The organism is Variovorax sp. PMC12 (genome assembly GCF_003019815.1).
Taxonomy (GTDB): domain Bacteria; phylum Pseudomonadota; class Gammaproteobacteria; order Burkholderiales; family Burkholderiaceae_C; genus Variovorax.
Genome location: NZ_CP027774.1, coordinates 813,541 through 832,713 on the forward strand (window position 1 = coordinate 813,541; position 19,173 = coordinate 832,713).

General features: G+C 66.0%; 18 protein-coding genes. 8 read left to right on the plus strand and 10 right to left on the minus strand.

Features of this window, described 5'->3' with window-relative positions:
* Positions 1–33: 33 nt before the first annotated feature.
* Positions 34–825 (plus strand): SDR family NAD(P)-dependent oxidoreductase, encoded by a 792-nt coding sequence (locus C4F17_RS31175; protein WP_081267585.1) that lies wholly within the window; start codon positions 34–36, stop codon positions 823–825.
* A 271-nt stretch (positions 826–1,096) separates the two neighbouring features.
* Positions 1,097–1,453: a hypothetical protein gene (locus tag C4F17_RS31180; protein WP_106938251.1), complete on the plus strand. Its 357-nt coding sequence runs from the start codon at positions 1,097–1,099 to the stop codon at positions 1,451–1,453.
* Between the two features lie 31 nt (positions 1,454–1,484).
* Here the strand turns inward: C4F17_RS31180 and C4F17_RS31185 are convergent, their stop codons facing one another.
* From C4F17_RS31185 to C4F17_RS31210, 6 genes are all read right to left on the minus strand, one after another.
* Entirely contained in the window at positions 1,485–3,398 is a 1,914-nt protein-coding gene (locus C4F17_RS31185; protein WP_159053786.1) for a CHASE2 domain-containing protein, read from the minus strand.
* 53 nt (positions 3,399–3,451) lie between these two features.
* The gene (locus tag C4F17_RS31190; RefSeq protein WP_159053787.1) at positions 3,452–4,774 is read right to left on the minus strand and encodes a FecR domain-containing protein; all 1,323 of its coding nucleotides are present in this window, start codon (positions 4,772–4,774) and stop codon (positions 3,452–3,454) included.
* A 17-nt stretch (positions 4,775–4,791) separates the two neighbouring features.
* The gene (locus tag C4F17_RS31195) at positions 4,792–5,535 is read right to left on the minus strand and encodes a response regulator transcription factor (RefSeq protein WP_159053788.1); all 744 of its coding nucleotides are present in this window, start codon (positions 5,533–5,535) and stop codon (positions 4,792–4,794) included.
* Positions 5,536–5,558: 23 nt separating this feature from the next.
* A complete protein-coding gene (locus C4F17_RS31200; protein ID WP_234383053.1) occupies positions 5,559–6,362 on the minus strand; it encodes an OmpA family protein in 804 nt (267 codons plus the stop codon).
* Positions 6,363–6,431: 69 nt separating this feature from the next.
* Positions 6,432–8,597, minus strand: a complete 2,166-nt coding sequence (locus C4F17_RS31205; RefSeq protein ID WP_234383056.1) for a YadA family autotransporter adhesin — start codon at positions 8,595–8,597, stop codon at positions 6,432–6,434.
* 321 nt (positions 8,598–8,918) lie between these two features.
* Positions 8,919–9,809: a LysR family transcriptional regulator gene (locus C4F17_RS31210; RefSeq protein WP_106938257.1), complete on the minus strand. Its 891-nt coding sequence runs from the start codon at positions 9,807–9,809 to the stop codon at positions 8,919–8,921.
* Positions 9,810–9,891: 82 nt separating this feature from the next.
* Here C4F17_RS31210 and argC point away from each other — a divergent pair, with 82 nt between their 5' ends.
* A complete protein-coding gene (gene argC, locus C4F17_RS31215) occupies positions 9,892–10,818 on the plus strand; it encodes an N-acetyl-gamma-glutamyl-phosphate reductase (RefSeq protein ID WP_106938258.1) in 927 nt (308 codons plus the stop codon).
* Here argC and C4F17_RS31220 read toward each other — a convergent pair.
* The 4 genes from C4F17_RS31220 to C4F17_RS31235 all read right to left on the minus strand — a co-directional run bounded on the left by C4F17_RS31220 (position 10,802) and on the right by C4F17_RS31235 (position 13,599).
* Positions 10,802–11,092 (minus strand): DUF1330 domain-containing protein, encoded by a 291-nt coding sequence (locus C4F17_RS31220; RefSeq protein ID WP_081267589.1) that lies wholly within the window; start codon positions 11,090–11,092, stop codon positions 10,802–10,804. The two genes, argC and C4F17_RS31220, sit on opposite strands and share 17 nt — an antisense overlap.
* Before the next feature lie 71 nt (positions 11,093–11,163).
* Positions 11,164–12,168, minus strand: coding sequence for a DUF2891 domain-containing protein (locus tag C4F17_RS31225; RefSeq protein ID WP_106938259.1), 1,005 nt, complete (start codon positions 12,166–12,168; stop codon positions 11,164–11,166).
* Positions 12,169–12,275: 107 nt separating this feature from the next.
* Complete coding sequence (locus C4F17_RS31230; RefSeq protein ID WP_155742465.1) at positions 12,276–12,821, minus strand: hypothetical protein; 546 nt, start codon at positions 12,819–12,821, stop codon at positions 12,276–12,278.
* A gap of 148 nt (positions 12,822–12,969) precedes the next feature.
* The gene (locus C4F17_RS31235) at positions 12,970–13,599 is read right to left on the minus strand and encodes a carbonic anhydrase (RefSeq protein WP_106938260.1); all 630 of its coding nucleotides are present in this window, start codon (positions 13,597–13,599) and stop codon (positions 12,970–12,972) included.
* 229 nt (positions 13,600–13,828) lie between these two features.
* Here C4F17_RS31235 and C4F17_RS31240 point away from each other — a divergent pair, with 229 nt between their 5' ends.
* The 5 genes from C4F17_RS31240 to C4F17_RS31260 all read left to right on the plus strand — a co-directional run bounded on the left by C4F17_RS31240 (position 13,829) and on the right by C4F17_RS31260 (position 19,167).
* On the plus strand, positions 13,829–14,773 hold the full coding sequence (locus C4F17_RS31240; protein WP_106938261.1) for a class I SAM-dependent methyltransferase: 945 nt from the start codon (positions 13,829–13,831) through the stop codon (positions 14,771–14,773).
* Positions 14,774–15,007: 234 nt separating this feature from the next.
* Positions 15,008–15,967 (plus strand): Bug family tripartite tricarboxylate transporter substrate binding protein, encoded by a 960-nt coding sequence (locus tag C4F17_RS31245; RefSeq protein WP_106938262.1) that lies wholly within the window; start codon positions 15,008–15,010, stop codon positions 15,965–15,967.
* Positions 15,968–16,726, plus strand: coding sequence for an SDR family NAD(P)-dependent oxidoreductase (locus C4F17_RS31250; protein WP_106938263.1), 759 nt, complete (start codon positions 15,968–15,970; stop codon positions 16,724–16,726).
* 23 nt (positions 16,727–16,749) lie between these two features.
* On the plus strand, positions 16,750–17,916 hold the full coding sequence (locus C4F17_RS31255) for an acyl-CoA dehydrogenase family protein (RefSeq protein ID WP_106938264.1): 1,167 nt from the start codon (positions 16,750–16,752) through the stop codon (positions 17,914–17,916).
* A 39-nt stretch (positions 17,917–17,955) separates the two neighbouring features.
* Positions 17,956–19,167 carry a CaiB/BaiF CoA transferase family protein gene (locus tag C4F17_RS31260; RefSeq protein WP_106938265.1) on the plus strand — a complete coding sequence of 404 codons (1,212 nt, stop codon included), beginning with the start codon at positions 17,956–17,958 and terminating at the stop codon, positions 19,165–19,167.
* Positions 19,168–19,173 lie beyond the last annotated feature (6 nt).

Genomic DNA, 19,173 nt, shown 5'->3' on the forward strand with positions numbered 1-19,173 from the left:
GCACAAACGTCGAATCGACAAAGGAGAATCAACATGGACCTTCAACTCAACGGCAAGCTCGCGCTGGTGAGTGGCAGCACCGCCGGAATCGGTTACGCCATCGCGCGCACGCTGGCCCAGGAGGGCGCAAGCGTGATCGTGAACGGCAGATCGCAGGCGGCGGTCGACGAAGCGGTGGAGCGCATCCGCTCGGAAACGCAAGGCACGGTGCTCGGCCATGCCGGCGACCTCAGCCGGGCCGACGCCGCCGAGGAGGCGGTGCGCCGTCACCCCGGCATCGGCATCCTCGTCAACAACCTGGGCATCTTCGAGGCCAAGGCCTTCGAAGATATTCCGGATGAAGATTGGCAGCGCTTCTTCGACGTGAACGTGCTGAGCGGCGTGCGCCTTGCGCGCCTGGTGCTGCCGGAGATGAAGCGAGCGAACTGGGGAAGGATCATCTTCATCTCGAGCGAGAGCGCAGTGCAGATACCCACCGAGATGATCCATTACGGCATGACCAAGACCGCGCAGCTTGCGGTTTCGCGTGGGCTTGCGGAATCGGTCGCCGGCACGAACATCACGGTCAACAGCGTGCTTCCGGGCCCGACGAAATCGCGCGGCGTCGGCGACTTCGTGGAAGGCATGGCGCGATCGAGCGACAAGAGCTTCGAGCAGGTCGAAGCGGAGTTCTTCGATCACGTCCGCCCGACATCGCTGATCAAGCGCTTCGCTTCGCCGCAGGAGGTGGCCTCGCTGGTGGCCTACGTGGCAAGCCCGCTCGCTTCAGCAACCACGGGCGCGGCACTTCGCGTCGACGGCGGTGTGGTCAAGAGTGCCTTCTGACCCGAGGCATTTGCGACGGCGATCGGAATCTGTCCGAGCTTGGTGCGCAACAGGCACACACTGAAGATGCCGCCGGGAACATTCAACGTTTGCAAGCTTTTGAAGCTGACCTGTTCGCCCAAGTAGTATCGGAGGCTGGTCTCCAGCGAGCGCCTGATCTGACCGCAGCCAGGCTTGGCAACAAGCCTGCGCGACAGGCCCCGTGCGCTCTCGGGAGGATTGCCGATCCGTTCCCCGAGGGGAGAGCGTCAGTCATGGCGCAACCGACGAAATGCGACAAGTCATCTACTACTCGCTGATGCTCCTGCTGGGCTTCTTCTGGTACCGGTATGGGCAGAAGCTTCTTCGCCAGGGGCCTCGAGACGAGAACGACGAACTCGCCAAGGGGCCATTGGGTCCCGTGGGCCTGCTGATGTCCGCCGGCATTGCCTGCACCCTGTTTTTCTTCATGATGCGCGGATTGATCCGCCGCGAGATCCCGTGTGTTGGAAAAGGCTGCCAGAGCCAGCTTTACACCCTGGCTGCGAATGCGGCCGACTACTGGGCCAACATGTTCTTCCTGCTTTGGATGGTGCTCGGCCTCGGCTATGCGGTGTACGTGACGCTCAGGATCTGGTTGCGGCCGTAGCGCCGTTTCGACCAGGACTTCGCAGGCCATGTCATGCCCTGGCGATCGGCAACGTCACGGTGAATACACTGCCATGCCCCTGCGTGCTGCTGACTGCAACGGTGCCACCGTGCCGCTCCACGACCGTCTTGACCAGGCGCAACCCCAGCCCGTGCCCTCTTGCGGCGTCTGATTTCGTATCGCTTGTGCCGAACTGGCTGTAGCGGTCGAACAGATAGGGCAGCGCCGAAGACGGAATGCCTCCGCCCTGGTCGCTGACCGTCACCACGGCCGCGGCATCCCCTGCGGTACAGGCCAGGCCGAGCTCGGTCCGGCTGCCGGCCGCGCTGTACTTGATGGCGTTTTCCATCAGATTGAAGAACGCCCGTCCCAGCAGGCGCGGCTCCATGAGGAGCCAGCATGCGGAGTCTTCGCTCGCGTCGTTGTCGGGCAGGCTCAGCCGCAGTTCGATGCCGCGGTCTTTTGCAAGCGGCCACGCGCGTTCGAAAACTTCGATCAGCAGTTGCGCCAGGTCGACCTCTTCGCAGACATAGCGCTCGCCCTCCGCGCGCAGCTGCAGCACGAAGTCGTCTGCCAGCCAGAGCGTGGTCTGCACCTGAAGCTCGATGCGCTCGTACAGCATCGCGCTGGCGGGCGTGAGCGGCGGCTGCGTGCGCAGCAAGGCCAACACGGCGGACTGCGGCGCTCGCAGGTCGTGCGACAGCAACTGCAGGGCCTCGGTGCGTTGGCGCTGGGCCTGCTTCTCCGCCTGGAAGCCGCGGTCCAGCGCATCGACCACGTTCTGCCATCCATCGCGCGACGGCTTGGACGGCGCCGGTTGCATCGCGTCGGCGCGCTTGTACAAATCCGCCAGCAGCACCATCAGGCGTCGCCAGCTCCAGAGCACATAGCCGAGCAGCGAACCCGCCAGGCAGATGCTTACCGGAAACCACAGATGACCGCCCAACTGCAGGGCGGTCGTGGTCGCGAGGCTTGCCAGCAAAAACACCGGAAGGCCCAGCAGGGATGTCTGCGGCCCCGAGCGCCAGAGCCACGTCATCCAGCCGAGCAGTGCCAGCGCCGTGACGAGGGTCTGAACCCGAACGCTGACCGGCGCAATCAGCTGTCCGCGCAGAAGGCCGTCCAGTGCGGCAGCACCTATTTCCACGCCCGGCATGAGTCCGGAGCCGCCGGAGACGGTGGTCGGGTGCTGGTCTCCGAGGCCGGTTGCGGTCAACCCGACCAGGATGGTCTTTCCCCGGAGCATGGCATCGGGCACCTCGCCGCTCAGCACGCTGGCGTAAGGCACCGACCGGTAGTGCCCCGGTGGGCCCGAGAACGGAATCAGCATGCGAGAAGTGCGCGACCAGCCCGTGCCGTCCGGCGGTGCGTCGACGCCGCTTTTCGGCACGTCGACGCCGCTGGCCCGCGCGAGCGCGACGGATAGCGAAGGCCAGCGTTGCTCGCGGATGCCTTCCTGCATGTAGAGACTTCGCACCACGTTGTCGCGGTCCACCTCCACGTGGATGTGGCCCAGCCCGGTCACCGCGCTCTCGATCAGGGGCAAGGGGTACAGCACCTCGGGCGCGCGCCCTTTCACCAGTGGCGAATGAAGGCTCACCGGAAGGAACACCGGGCACACGTCGCGCAGCGCTGAAAACGCACGCGCGAGCCCGGCGTCGGATGCAGGACTGCGGGCGGGCTCGCTGAAGATGATGTCGAACGCCACCGCACGCGGCCTGGCCGCGGCCAGCCGCTGCAAGAGCCTGGTGTGCACATCGCGGGGCCAGGGCCAGCGGCCCAGTGCCCGCAGGCTGGCGTTGTCGATCGCAATGATCAGGATGTCGTCGCGCGTGGGTTGTATGTCGGCGCGCACCAGCGCGTCATAGAGCATCAGGTCGAAGCGCTCCAGCATGTTGGTGCGCTGCATGAGCAGCGCAAAGCCCAGCACCACGATCAAGCACATGAGCCACTCCTGGCGCAGGCGACGCAATGTGGAACGTGCGGCCGCTGCAGGCATCAGCGTGCGCCCTCCACCCACAAGGGCAGTGTCGGCCCGAAGCTCACGCTGCGCTGGCCCTGCGCGACGACTGCGGCGCAGGCGCGCCAGTAGTACTGGCCCGGCGGCAGCGCGGCCACGCGCACGGCGTGGGCCTGGAGACCATCGGCTCTGACGATCATGCGCGAAAAGGCCGGGTCCTCGGCAATCTCCAAGCAGTGCAAGGCACGGGGTACCGGCTCCCATTCGAATTCGATGGCGCCGGCCCTGGCCAGCCAGCGAGCGCTGCCGCCGGCCGGCGACTGTGGTGCGACACCCCTGGAGAAGCTGCCGACGGCCGCGCGTCCCTCGACGCCGTCAGAGTTCACGGCTGCGACGCGCGAGAAGTAGCTGCCCGGCGCGATGCCTTCGAACAGCGCAAGTTCACGCCCGCCCGTACGCGCGGTGCGCTGTTCGGCCACGAGGTCCAGGAAGAGCGCGTCGCGCGCGATCTGGGCGCGATAGCCGCTGGCTCCGTCCACCTCGTGCCAGGCGAGCAGCACGCCCGGCTGGTTCTGCGGTTCCCCCGCGCCGGACAACTCTGGCGCCGGCAGGAGCGGCGTGGCGGCCGCGGTCGGGCGATGGCCTCCCACTACCGCGCCTTCGAGTTCGGAAACGAAGATCTCCGGAAGGCCGCCGGTCTGCACCACCACGCGGCTTTCGAGCACGCTTACAGCCACCTCGTCTTTTTCTGTCACGCTAACGCGGAAACGGGTGCCCCGGACACCCACGGTTGCGATGCGCGTGCGCACTTGGAACACGTCGCGGCCCGAGGGGTGGGCCTGTGGCGGCACGCGTGACTCGACTTCGCCTGCCTGCAGGTCCAGCAGGGCGCCCCGCTGGCCTGATGGCATCGCAAAGCGCAGCAGCCTTACCGACGAATTCGATGGCAGCGTGCAGAGCGAACCGTCGGGCAGGCGCAGCGTGACGAAGCCGTCCGGGCCCGTAGTCACCAGCGCGCCTTTGGCGACGCGCATCGCGGCCATGGCGTCGCCTGTGCCTCTTTCGCCGCCGTGTTCCGACACCCGCACATCGCCGCTCGCCGCGACCACCACGGCATCCGCGCCACCCTCGGCAAATTGCAGCACCGTGCCGATCTGCAATTGCCGCGGCTCGCCCACGCCGTTGCTGTCCCGCACCGCGGGCCAGAGTTGCGCGCGGCCCAGGTGCGTGCGCGCAATCTCCCAGAGCGTTTCGCCAGCACGCACCACATGCGGCGCCAGCCGGGGCGCTGCATCTAGCCCGGCATCAGGCGCCGGAGGCTCGGCCTGCGCCGACAGCGTGCCCGCAAGCCCTGCGAGCAACCACCACCAGCGCGCCGTCATTCGAGGCGATCCAGACGGTAGCCGAATCCATAGAGCGCCTGCAACTGGAAGCCCTTGGCGATCGTCAGGCCCAGGCGGGTCCTGACGCGCGATACGTGCGTGTCGATGGTGCGCGAAGCGGCCTGGCCCGACCACAGCAACTGATTCAGATGCTCGCGCGACAGCGGTTCGCCCAGATGGCGAAACAGCAGCCGCGCGACTTCGAACTCCCTGAGCGGCACGCGGAACTCTTCGCTGCCGTTGCGAATGATCTGGCCCGCCGAGCTGAAATGCCAGCCCTCGATTTCCTCACCGTCGAACTCGATCGTGCGCGGCTTCGCGTTGCGCAGAAGCACCTGGATGCGCGCGAGCAGCTCGAAGGGACGCCAGGGCTTCACCAGGTAGTCGTTGGCGCCGCCGTTGAGCGCCTGAACGATTTCGAACTCCCCGTCGCGCGCCGTCAGCATCAGCACCGGCACGCTCAGGCGCAGGTCGTCGCGGATGCGCCGGAGCACTGTGTAGCCGGGCAGGTCGGGCACGTTCCAGTCGAGGATGAAGATGTCCACGCTCTCGCGGCGAAGCATTTCCAGGAATGCTTCGCCGCGCTTCTGGTGGATGACGTCATGGCCATTGTTCTTCAGCAGTTCGATGACGGCCTGCGCCTCGGCCGGCGAGTCTTCGAGCAGCGCGATGCGCGCGCACACGGCAGACACCTTGCTCGACGTGTACGTCACGGCCGGGCCGCGAATCAGCCCGCTCATGTCAGGTTGCATCTTCTGGACACCTACTGCTCGCCTGCAATTTCAAGTTCGACACGCCGGTTGGGCTGCAGGCACGCAACCAGCTCGCTTCGCGGCAGGCTGTCAGCACACTGCTTCACCGGCTGCGTCTTGCCGACACCGAAGGAACGCAGCGCATTTTGCGGCAAGCCGCGCGCCACCAGGTAGTCACGCACCGTGGCCGCGCGGGCGATGGACAGCGCCTGGTTGTAGGCATCGCCGCCCAGGCGATCCGTGTGGCCGATGACAGTGACGGTGTCGAAGCGCTTGTATTGTCCTTTCAGTTGCTCTGCCAGCGCGTCGAGTTGCCTGCGGCCTTCGGGCAGGATGTCGTTGGCGCCCGATCTGTCGAAGGCGAACAGGGCATCGGCCGCGAGCTTGAAGCGCTGCGTGGCGGTCGCGGGAGCGGGGCGCACCACTTCGGTGACGCGGGGCGCCAGATAGTCGGCGCAGGCAGGATCCTTCCAGTACATCGCGTTGGATACGCCGTCCTTGAAGACCACCTTGTACTGGCAGGTGGCGAACTCGTCGCCCCTGCCGGTGCGCAGGTTGAACACGTAGTCCCACGCGTTTGGCCCGAACAGCCCTTCGGAGAAGTGCGGATAGCTGATGAGTTCGCGGACCTGGTTTTTCGTCATGCCACGGCCGATGCGACGCAACTGCTCCACGTCGACGAAAGTGCCGCCCTTGAGCCATGCGCTGTCCACGGCGGGGAAACTGACCTGCTCTTTGTCAGGCGAGCCGGCCTGCGCCTGATTGGCCGCCTCGACGGTGGAACCTGTGGCTGCACAACCGGTGAGTGCAAGCACGACGCAGGCCAGCGCGAGAGAAGCGAAGGAGGTTTGGTTTTTCATTTGGGTTTTCCAGTCGCGAAGCGGTCAGTCGAAGGAGAAGCCGAAGCCCACGCGCACGATGGCCTTGCCGCCGCCGCTGCCCCAGCCCACACCGGCATGCAGCGTGGTCTGGCCGTTGTCGGAGCGCTTGAGAATGTTGAAGCCGATACCGCTTTCGCCGTTGTAGCCGGCGACCGCGCCACTCACGTGGTAACGCCCGGGCTCCACCGGCGTGACGACCGCCATGGCGGCTGAGGCCGCGATGCCGCCCGAAAGCATTTTTGTGTTCCTGTTGACCTGGTCGCTCAGCGCGTTCACGCGGTTGTTGATGCCAGCCGCCGTGCTGTTGAGTTGCTGCACATTGACCGCGTCGTTGGGCGCCACGCCATTGGCCACGTTGTGAACCGCCACGGGGGCCGTGGTGTTGCTGCCGCCCATGGTCACGCTGTTGTAGTTGGTGGAGCCGTCCGCGTTGGTGTCGTACTTGACGGTCGACTGGTCGATGACGGCCACGGTCCCCTGCACCGCCTTGAGTTGCGACACGTTCACCGCGTCGCTGTTGGCGGTGCCGGCCGCCACGCCCGTGATCTGGCGGTACTGGCCGCCGGCGGCATCGCCGACCGACACGGCTGCCTGCGTGCTGGTGGTGGCGCCGATGGCCGCGCGCTGCGCGTCGGTGGCCGTGGCGGGCACATAACCGGTCAGCCCGGCCGCGGTCGATGCCGTGGAGCCTGCGCCGAGGGCAACGCCGCCCGGCTGGGCCACGCTGCTGCCCGTGCCGATGGCCACGCCGCCCGTCGCGCTTTGCTGCACGACTGCGCCGTTGCCGATGCCGACACCGCTGTCGCCGTTGACGACGGTCCGGGGTCCCACCGCCACCGACTCGGCACCGACGGCCAGCGAATCGGCCGCGCTCGATTTGGCGTGGAAGTACTGGATCGGCGTGACGGCGAAAGACTGCAGCGCGCCCGTGAGCTGGCGCACCGTGACGGCGTCCTGCGCCTGCGTGCCGTCGGCCACGTTGGTGATCTGGCGGTAGCTCGTGGCGTTGCCCACCGAGACAGCGCCGAGCAGGGTGCGGTCGGTCGTGTTGTAGCTGACCAGCGCGCTGCCGGCCGGAATGCTGCCGGTGGTGGGCGCGACGGCGCGGTCCGCCGTGCTGCCCGAGCCCAGTGCCACCGACCCGTCCGTGCTCGCGGAACTCAGCGAACCCAGCGCCAGGCTCCGGCTGCCGGCCGAAACAGCGCCGGAGCCGTAGGCCGCGGAAAGCAGGCCCGTGGCCTGTGTGTCGAGCGTCGTCGTGGTTGCGGAAGGGAAACCGATACCGGGGACATACGCGTCTTCGCGCGGAACCCCGTCGACCAGATAGACGCGGCTGCCGGTGGCCGTGGCGTAGTTGCCCGTTGCCGCCGAATTGCTGCCGATGGCTGTGGCGGCGGTGCCGGAGGCCGTCGAATTGGCACCCAGCGAAGTCGTGCGGACATTGCCCGCATTCGCCTGGCGGCCCATGCTGATGGCGTAGTCGTTGGTGGCCACCGCGCTCTGGCCCAAGGCCACGGTCGAGAAAGCGCTGGAGGTCGTGGCATCGCCGATGGCCACGGCACCGTTACCCGCGGAATTCGATGCGAAGCCGATGGCGATGCCAAGCCGCACCGATGCGGTGCCGCCGATGGCAATGGTGTTCTGCGCCAAAGATTGCGCGCCCATGCCGATGGCCACGAGCCCGCCGTTGCTGGCGTTTGCACCCTGGCCCACAGCCACGCTGTTGTTACTCGCGGCGTTCGCGCCGAGGCCGACTGCAACCGCGCTGGCGCCGGAAGCCGCTGCGTTGGGGCCGACCGCAATGGCGTTCGCGCCCGTTGCACCCGAGTTCGACAACGTCGAGTTGCCGACCAACGTGGAATTGGTGTGGAAATACGGCGTTTCGTCCGCACTGACCCACTGGCCGCCCTTCCAGACCGCCAAGCCCTGCTGGAGACCGTTGACTCCGTTGCCGGCCGTGGTGTTGAAGACCACCATGCCATCGACCGGTTGGTTGCCGCTCAGGCCCCAGACGGTGCGGTCGGTGAGTGCGATGCGGGTTACCAGGAGGCCGCGGTTGGTGCTCTCGAGTTCCAGCACCGAGCCTGGATTGATCGAGACCGGGTTTTCGCCAATCTTGACCTGGGCGTGCGCCGCACATGCTGTCCCCAGCAGCAGCAGAACCGACATCCGGACCGCCGTGAGCCTTGCGGGCCGGCTGCTTTGTGGGCGGAAACTCCTTCGTTTGGCGGGCGGGACTTGTACGGCAACGGACTCCGCGGGCCGGTCGGAAATGCGCATGACTGCTTCCTCAAAATGTAAAAAAAGGTGAAAAGAGATTTTTTCGGTTCACCTTGTTTCACGACAGTCACGTACACAGTTGTTAACTTTTTATTGATAACTAATGCTCAAAATTTGAGCTGCCGCTATATAAAAAGCATTGGTCTTCTCGAAGTTATTTGTCCTTTGGTACTAATAAATGCATTGCCCGCCCTGCAGGCCGCGAAAGCTTCAACAGCCCGAATTCTTCGCAGGCAGCAACGCCTCCAGCACGAAACGCGTCGGGCCGCTGGTGTCCCTTTCACTGACTGCCAGGCCCAGTTGCCGCCACAGCGCCCGGCTCAGCGGGCGAACGGTGATGCGCGGATCACGCGCGGGCTCGTGTGATTCCTCGGGCAGCAAGGCCGCCCCGTAGCCGGCGGCGACCAGTGTCCTGATCGCGTCGTTGTAGTTGAGCTCGATGCGCGGGCGGCAGTGGACGCCGGCCGCGGAGAACCATTCCGCGGTCAGGCGGTAGAGGCGCGTGGAGGCGTCGTTCATGATCAGCGGACGCTGGGCCAGCCACCGCGGTGTCAGCCGCCTGGGTGCTTTCCAATCCGCCGGCAGAAAGGCGACCACGGCCTCGCGCCGCAGAGGCGTGACATGAACACCGCGCACGGGCGGCTGGGGCAGGGCCACGACCGCCAGGTCCAGGCTGCCCGCGGCGAGCCGGGCCATGCTGTCATTGGAAGTCAGCACCTGGACGTTCACTTCGATGCCCGGATGGTTGCGCGCAAGACGTTCGAGCGCGGGCGGCAGCAGGTGCGCGATGGCACCGGTCGAAGCGCCTACGCGCACGCGGCCGGTCTGGCCGGCGAGCTGGCGTCGAACGTCTTCCACCGCATCGTCCGCGTCCGCCAGAAGCCTTCGGGCGCGCGCAATGAACCGCTCCCCCAAAGCGGTCGCTTGCGCAGGCCCGCGCCCGCGAACGAGCAATTGGCCACCCAGGCGCGATTCCAGCTCCGCGATCTGCACGGTGACGGTGGGGGCCGCCAGGTGCAGTGCGCGGGCGGCATTGGCCAGGGATCCGAGGTCGGCAATGGCGACCAGGGTACGCAGGTGGTCAAGGCTCAGTTCCCGCATGTTGCAGATTCAACTTTTCTTAATTTGGGGTTGCATATATTTAGCTGGAGCTATCTTGGACGCCTATCTACGATCGCGCTCCATGGACCTCAATATTTTCATCGACGGCGATCAAGGCACCACTGGCCTCGATCTGCAGAACCGGCTCCGGGGTGGGGAATTTCTCATCCGCACACTGCCGACGGACTTGCGCAAGGATGCAGCGGCGCGCAGGGCTGCGCTCAACGAGTGCGACATCGCGATCCTCTGCCTGCCCGATGCCGCGGCCCGGGATGCGGTGGCGATGATCGACAACCCGGCAGTGCGTGTCATCGACGCCAGCTCGGCGCACCGCACCAGCCCGGGTTGGGTCTACGGCCTTCCGGAGCTCGATGCGGGGCAAGGCGAACGCATCGCGTCGACATCGCGGGTCACAAATCCGGGCTGCTATCCCACCGCCGCAGTCGCGCTGCTGCGGCCGTTGACGGATGCGGGTCTGCTGCCGGCCGACTATCCGCTCGTCATCCACGCCGTGTCAGGCTATTCGGGCCAGGGGCGGGCGGGCGCGGAAGCGTACGAGGCCGGGACGGGTGCGCATTCGTTGAAGGTCTACGGGCTTGGCTTGGAGCACAAGCATGTGCCGGAGATCGAGACCTATGCCGGCTTGGCGCAGCGGCCCATCTTCGTGCCGGCCTATAGCAGCTACCGGCAGGGCATCGTGCTCACCATCGGACTGCACACGCGGATGCTTGCCGCAGACGCCTCCGGCGCGCGCATCCACGAATGCCTGATGGAGCGATACCACGATGCGGCGCATGTGCGTGTGCTGCCGATGTCTCCGGACGCGCCAATGACGGAGCTGGACCCGCAAGTCCACAACGGCACGAACGACATGAGCCTGGCGGTTGCCTGCAATGAACGCATGGGACAGATTGTCTTGAGCGCGGTTCTCGACAACCTGGGCAAGGGCGCGGCAGGCGCGGCCGTGCAGAACCTGCGCCTGATGGCTGGGGTCAGACCCCTTCGATGATCCGCAGATCGCGCTCGACGCCGTCTCCCAGCGCGTCAAGCGCGGCCTTGTATTCGGGGCTGTCGTGCGTGGCCGTCGCCTGTTCCAGGCTGTCGAACTCGATCAGCACGGTGCGCTCGGACAAGCCGTGTTCGTAGACCTTTGCGGGAAGGCCGCGCGCCAGGAATCGCCCGCCGCCGGCGGAGATCGCAGGACCTGCCAGCTTCGCGTAGGCCGCGAGCTTGTCGGCGTCCTTGACGGCACGGTATGCACTGACCCAATAGGCTTTTGCCATGGTGATTGCTCTTTGGTTGACCAGCCGGAAATATAGCGTGGCGGCGCGGGCGATGCAGGCGCACCCGGTGCTCAGGCCTCCAGCGCCAGCACGGCAAAGCTGGCCAGCCAGTGTTCGCCCATGTAGTCGCCGGCCACATGGGGCAGGCCCAGTGCGAGATGTTCGTCGGCGGCCTGCAGCGCGGCAATGCGGCGCGCATCGCCCTCGGGCAGCGAAGAGGCGATGCTGCGCCAGCACCAGGCGCGGCTGAGGTTCAGGCCGTCGAGGTGTGCGATCTTGCCGTCGGTGCGGTCCGATACCGACGCCGGGCGAAACAGCGTGGCCGGTTCGCGCGATGCGATGCGCGGCAGGAAACGATCGAGCCACGACACGAACGCGTCTGGCGGCAGCAGGCGCCGCATGCATTCGGCTTCGATCAGCGCGGAAGACTGGAAGTCGTCGCCGCTGGGTTCGCCCCAGGCCGGGCAGTCGGTGTCGTCGCCGTACCAGCGGCTGGCCGTGGAAAGCAGCAACTCGGCCAGCGCGGTGTCCGATGTCGCCTGTGCATAGTCGGCTGCCATCCGGAGGCCGAAAGCCGTATTGAAATGGGTGCCGACGCGCACGGGGTAGGTGGCCAGCGGAAGGAAGTCGCGGTAGCGCTGCGCGAAGGTTTCGGCAAGCGGTGCCATCGCGTTCGACCAGCGTGCGTCACTGTGCTGCGCGAGCTCCGACGCCAGCTTGAGCAGCCAGCCCCAGCCGTACGGCCGCTTGAAGCCCCGGGCGGTGGGTTGTGCGAGGTAGGCGCATTCGGCGGTGATCTTCGCCGTCACGTAGTGTTCGTCGAAGAGCTGTTCGATCCTCGCGGCCGGCGCGATGCCGGGGAAACGGCGCAGCAGGTACGCCAGCATCCAGTGGCTGTGCACGCAGGAGTGCCAGTCGTAGCTGCCGTAGAACACCGGATGCAACTCGCTCGGCGTGCGTGCGTCCTGCGGGCCGGCCAGCACGTGGTCGGGCTTGTTGGGGTATTCGCGCGTGACATGGCCCAGTGCGATGTCGGCAAAGCGCGCGGCCAGATCTTCGGTGAGGGTCGGTTGCATCCGCGGATGTTGGCATATCGCTCGTTGCGAACGAAGAAGAAGCCGCGCGCTATGCGGTCCGGATGGGCAACTGCTACCAGTTCAGTCCACAGGCCTGCGGCAGCAGGTCATTGGGGATCGACGACATCGAACTCGAACTGCACCGGCGCGGAGTCTTCGACGTAAGCGGTGATCAGGTAGTGGCCGGCAGGATCGCCCTGGGCCACGTCCCAAGACTTCGAAATGGTGCCGTCGTAGACGTTCAGCGTCACGTCCATCGAGATGGTCTTGCGATCCGCCGACATGCCGTGGGGCTGGCCACCGGTACCCCATATCTTCGGGGTTTCCGGCAATGACATGCGTTCGAGAACGCGGACCTTGCCGGACTTCTGGTTGAGTTTCAGGATCCAGCCGTAGTTCTGGTTGACCGTTCGAGGAACGGTGTTCGAAGCCCTGAATTCCAGCACGTCGTTGTCGGGTGCGAGCTTGAAGAGGCCGAAGACCGCATCGAGGGGACACGCGCCGTTCGTTTTCGGCGCGGCGGCGCAGGCTTTGAACACGGCGGCATTGGATTCGGCCATGGACGCATGCGACGTTGTGCCTATCGTTTGAGCGCCGATGTGTATCGACGTGAGCGCGGCGGAAAGAACAACAAGGTGGCGGAAATGGTTCATGGCAAATCAAGTTCCTCGAGCGGCTGTCGAACGGCCAATCCTAAGCGTCCGCTTTCGAGAACCTCTGATGGCCGATTCGGGGCTGGTCTTGTAGGCGGTGCTTCGACCAAAGCTGACCAACGGCCGTCGTTGGCGAGAGACTTGCGACTTAGACCGCCGCCGGGTGGTCCTCAAGCGGCACGAAGGAATTGCCGGAGGGTGCCAGGGCCACGATGGAGCCGGACTCGATGTCATACACCCATCCGTGTAGCGTCAGCTTTCCTTGCGCCAGCGCGAGCGCCACGGAAGGATGGGTGCGCAGGTTGTTCAACTGTGCGATGACGTTCTCACGCACCATGCTGTCGATGCGCGCTCGCGCGGTGTCGTGGTGCTTCGATTCGTTGATCATGCGGGCTGCGTCCGCATAGCGAAGCCAGTTCTTCACCGCCGGCATGTGGTCCAGGCACGCGCAGGTGGCAACGGCAGTCATCGCACCGCAGTCGGAGTGGCCGCATATGACGATGTCCGTGACCTTCAAGGCGGCGACCGCGTATTCGACCGTTGCCGACACGCCCCCAGGTTCAGGACCGAAGGAGGGAACGATGTTGCCGGCGTTGCGGATGACGAACAAGTCGCCGGGCTCGCGCTGCGTCACCAGCTCAGGGACCATGCGGCTGTCCGAGCAGGAAATGAACAGCGTCGTCGGCTCCTGCTTGGTCGCGAGCTTCTGGAAAAGTTCTCTGCGAGTGGGAAACACCTCTCGCTGGAACCGCAGGAATCCGTCTACAACGTCACGCATCGAGTCTCCAACTGATGGTGAATTTTACCAAGGAGCGGGTGCGGCCCGGCAAGGCGCTGTTTCAGGGAGACCGGGCAGGCTCCTTCGCGATGAAATCGACTGGTTGGATTTCGTCGCCGGAGCAGGTGTGCCCGTGGCCAGCATGCTTCTCGTGCGTCCGGCCTCTTCCAAGTCTTGGCCTCGGGACCACCGCGCCATCCGGTCAGAATGGGAGACTATGCCGATGCCTATGCAGCCCCTGTTCGACGCAATCGCTTCAATGTCCGCACCGGTGGATGCGCAGCGCATCTTCCACGGGCGCGGCGGGCTTCATCCCGAGTGCGCTCACTTGTCGCTGGACTTCTTCCCGCCGGTTTGGCTGTTGACCAGCTTCAAGCCCGCGACGGGCGACGAACTGGCTGCAATCGGCGCCGCGCTGGAGCGCCGCTGGTCGCAGTTGGCACCGGGTGAAACGCTGCAATGGGTGTTTCAGTGCCGGCATGAAGGCCAGAGCAGCACGCAACTCATGAGCGGCTCGCTGCCCGACCCGCATTGGGTCACCGAGGAGGGTGTTCGCTATCGCGTCAACGTGGCCCGGGGCCAGAACCACGGGCTGTTTCTCGACATGGCCGAAGGACGGCGCTGGGTTCGTGCATTTGTGAAGGCGCGCCCCGACGCCCGGTCGCGCGTCAAGGTGCTCAACCTGTTTGCCTACACCTGCGCGTTCTCGGTGGTCGCATTGCAGGCAGGAGCCCGCCACGTCACCAACCTGGACATGAGCAAGGGCGCACTGGCCGTGGGGCAGCAGAACCACCGCGCCAACGGCGTGCTCGAAGGCGCGAGCTTCCTCCCCCATGACCTTTTCAGTTCGTGGGGAAAAATCACGCGCGCAGGCCCTTACGGGCTGGTCATCGTCGACCCACCGAGCTATCAAAAGGGAAGTTTCGTTGCGACCAAGGACTACGCCCGGCTGATCAAGCGCTTGCCTGACCTGCTCGCGCCCGATGGCCATGTCCTGCTATGCCTCAATGCGCCAGAACTGGGACCCAAATTCCTGCAGGAGCAAATGAGCGAACTGGCGCCGGAACTGGATTTCGTGGAGAGACTGGCGAATCCGAGCACCTTTCCCGACGTGTCCGACGAGCGGTCGCTGAAGGTGCTGGTGTACCGGGCGCCGCCGGATGTCCGGACCTGAGGTCTGAAGCGACCGGCCTGCTTTTCCTTCCCTTTCTTCCCTCGCTCGTAGTGCCACTTGATGGCGATGAACATGCCCGTGCCGAACACGATCGCACTGGTGCGAACCGGCGTCGCTGCTCGGCGGTGATGCACTGGAAATTACAAAGCACCTTTTCATGCCTTGATGCATGCCGCGAAGCGTGCGCTCCTAAACTGGGAAAAAGCATTCCGCATCCCATTCAGGAGACATCCCATGCCAGTCCGGAAGCGCCTTGGCGGCTTTCTGCTCGGTCTCGTCCTCGCCGTCGGTGCGGCGCAGGCCCAACAACCCTTGCGTATCGTCGTTCCCTTCGCGGCCGGCGGCGGAACCGATCAGTACGCGCGGCTGCTGGCCTCCGAACTCACCAGCCGCGGCACCCAGACGATCGTGGAGAACAAGCCGGGCGCCAGCGGCATCGTGGCGGCGGACAACGTGGCGCGTTCCAAGCCCGACGGCACCACGTTGCTGATGAGTTCGCTGAGCATCCTGGCCAGCAACACCGTGATGTACGACAAGCTGCCCTACGACCCGGTGACCAGCTTCACGCCGGTCACGCAGATCGCCTACCAGCCGACCATCATCGTGGGCCGCACCGACCTGCCCTACAAGAACATCAAGGAAATGGTGGCCTATGCCAAGGCGCATCCGGACAAGATCAATCGCGGCTCGCCGGGCGCATCCATCCTGACCAACCTGGCGCCCCTGGCCTTCGAGAGCATGGCGGGCATCCGCACGATGCACATTCCCTTCAATGGCGATTCGCCCGGCCTGCAGGCCATGCTCGGCAGCCAGATCGACATCCAGGGAACCTCCATCACCGGCCCGCTGCAGCATGTCAAGGCGGGCAAGATGCGCGTGCTGGGCGTGATGGACGTCAAGCGTCTGCCCCAGGTGCCCGATGCGCCCACCTTCAAGGAGCAGGGCTACGACATCGAGGCGCTGCTGTGGTACGCGCTTTCCGCACCCGCCGCCACGCCCAAGGACATCGTCGACAAGCTCAACCGCGCGGTCAACCAGGTGCTGGTCGATCCCGCCTTCATCGCGCGCGCCCAGGCCATAGGGATGGAGCCGCGAGGCGGCACGCCGCAGGCGCTGGCCGACTACGTGAAGGCCGAGACGCAGCGCTGGATCCCGCTGCTGCAGCGCCTGGACCTGCCCAAGCAGGGGCACTGAATGAGCCCCTTGTTCGACGACACCGTGGCCCTGGTCAGCGGTGCGAGCCAGGGCATCGGCTTCGCGATTGCCACCCGCCTGCTCGAGGCGGGCTGCCGCGTGGCACTGACAGACCTCGACGCCGACAGCACCCGGGAAGCGGCCCGTCGCACAGGCCACGCGGCGGACCGCGTCCGGCCCTATGCGCTGGACGTGCGCGATGCCGCGCAATGCGAAGCCGTGGTCTCTGATCTGCAGGAAGCCTGGGGCCCCGTGGGCGTGCTCGTGAACAACGCGGGGGTGAGCGGCCGCAGCGCCGTGTTCGAGGCACAGGCACTCTCGCAGGACATCGACCACGTGATGGCGGTGAACGTCAAGGGCGTGCTCAACCTGTCCGTGGCCTGCACCCGGGGCCTGCACCGGACCCGTGGCGCCATCGTCAACGTGGCCTCCATCACTTCGCTGGTGGCGACCTCGGCGCACATCGCCTACGGCGCCTCCAAGGGGGCCGTCGCCCAGCTGACCAAGTTCCTGGCGCGAGACTTCGGGCCGCACGGCGTGCGCGTCAACGCCGTCGCACCCGGACTGGTGATGACGCCCATGACCGCCCACATCGCGGATGACGCCGAACGCTGCGAGCGGATGGTGCGTCGTACGTATCTGCGCCGCGCGGCGGATCCGCAGGACATCGCGGGGCCCGTGGTGTTCCTGGCTTCGGAGCAGGCGCGCTACGTCACCGGCACCATCCTGCCGGTGGATGGCGGCTACACAGCCAACTGATGCCTTCATTGCGGGAAGAACACATGATCCGGGATCCCTCTGCATTCGACGAAACCCTGGCCGCCTTGCGGCGCTATGTGCGGGAGCAGCTGATTCCACGCGAGGCGGAGGTCGAGCAGCGGGACGAGGTTCCGGCCGACCTCGTCGACGACATGGCGGCGCGCGGCTTCTTCGGCTGGTCCATTCCGCAGGAATGGAACGGCGCCGGAATGACGACCGAAGAACTGGTGCTTGCCGCGATGGAGCTGTCCCAGGCCTCGGTCGCGTTCCGGGCGCGGGTGGGCACGAACACCGGCATCGGCTCCGAGGCGCTGGTGGCCGACGGCACGCCGCAGCAGAAGGCACGCTACCTGCCGCTGCTGGCCAGCGGCGCCTTGACCGGCGCGTTCGCATTGACGGAGCCCGATGCCGGCTCGGATGCGACCGCGCTGAAGACGAGCGCCACACGCGACGGCGAGCACTACGTGCTCAACGGAACCAAGTGCTTCATCACCAATGCGCCGATCGCGGGGCTGTTCACCGTGCTGGCGCGCACCGATCCGCAAGACCGCTCCGCCCGTGGCATCTCGGCCTTCCTGGTCGAGCGCGGGACGCCCGGGCTTTCGACGGGAGAGGCCTACCGCAAGATGGGGCAGGCCGGATCGCCCGTGTCCGAGGTGCTTCTGAGCGACTGCCGCGTGCCGGCCGACAGCCTCATCGGCGGCGTGGAGGGCATGGGTTTCAAGACGGCGATGAAGGTGCTCAACAAGCAGCGCATCCACCTGGCGGCGCTGTGCACGGGACCTGCCATACGCATGCTGGATGAAGCCGTCGCGTGGACCTGCGAGCGCCGCCAGTTCGGCCAGCCGGTGGCCGGCTTCCAACTGGTGCAGGCCCTGATCGCCGACTGCCAGACCGAAATCCAGGCGGCGCGCGCGCTGATCCTGCAGACCGCGCGCCAGCGCGACGCCGGCGAGGACGTGACCATGCAGGCGTCGATCTGCAAGTACTTCGCCTCGGAGATGTGCGGGCGCGTGGCGGACCGCTGCGTGCAGATGCTGGGCGGCACGGGCTTCATCCAGGGCCATCCGGTCGAGCGCTTCTACCGCGACGTCCGGCTGTTCCGCCTCTACGAAGGCACGAGCCAGATCCATCAACTGAACATTGCCAGGCGCACCATCGCGGCGGCGGGCTACCGGCTGGGCGACTGAGCGAGCGGTATCAAAGAAAGCAAGATCCGGGAATATCGAATGAACCACTCTTCTTCCATGCAGCCGCTTGCCGGCGTGCGTGTGCTGGACCTCTCCAGGGTCATGGCGGGCCCGCTGTGCGGCATGGCGCTGGCCGACCTGGGCGCCGACGTGATCAAGGTCGAGCACCCGGAGCGCGGCGACGACACGCGGGACTGGGGCGTGCGCATCGGCAGCCACAACACGTCCTACTTCAACAGCTGCAACCGCAACAAGCGCTCGATCTGCGTGGACCTGCAGGACAAGGACGGCCAGGAACTCGTGCGCAAGCTCGCGGCGCAATGCGACGTGGTGATCCAGAACTTCAAGTACGGCGGCGCGCAGAAGATGGGGCTGGGCTATGAAGACCTGCGCAGCATCAACCCGGAGATCATCTACTGCTCGATCTCGGGCTATTCGGTGCTGAGCGACGAGAAGGCGCGGCCGGGCTACGACCTCGTGATCCAGGGCGAGACCGGCTTGATGGCCATGAATGGCGAAGAAGGGCAGGGGCCGCTGAAGTTCGGCATTGCCGCGGTCGACATGTTCACCGGCATGTACTCGGCCCAGGCCATCCTGGCTGTGCTGTACGAGCGCACGCGCACCGGCGAAGGCCGCCACATCCAGATGTCGCTGTACGACAGCGGGATGATGATCACGTCCTACTACGGGCTGACCGCCTGGCTCAACCGGGGGGATCCGGCGAAGTTCGGCAACTCGCATCCGTCGATCGTGCCGTACGGCGTGTTCGAGGCCGCGGACGGACCGCTGGTGATAGCGGTCGGAAACAACGGCCAGTTCAAAAGGTTCTGCGACGAGGTGATCTTCTGCCCGGAACTGCCTGTCGATCCGAAGTTCGCCACCAACACCGAACGCTCCAGGCACCGGCACGAACTGCTGCCCATACTGCTCGGCAAAGTCGGCCAGTTCTCGCGCGCCGATCTCATCGGCCGCATGAACAAGGCCGGCATTCCCTGCGGCGAGGTGCTCGGCCTCTACGAGGCGCTGCAGTCGGAGCGCACGGCGCAGACGCAGGTCTGGCACCGCTTCGAGGACACGCAGGCGGGAGCGCAGGCCGTCCACGCGCCGCCCTACATCATCGACGGCGCGCGCGCCGGTGTGCGCCATCCGCCGCCGCACCTGGGGGAGCACACGGCCGAAGTGCTGCGCGAGCTGCTCGACATGGGCGAGGCGCAGCTCGAAGCCCTGGGCAGCAGGAGCATCATCAAGTAAGCGGGC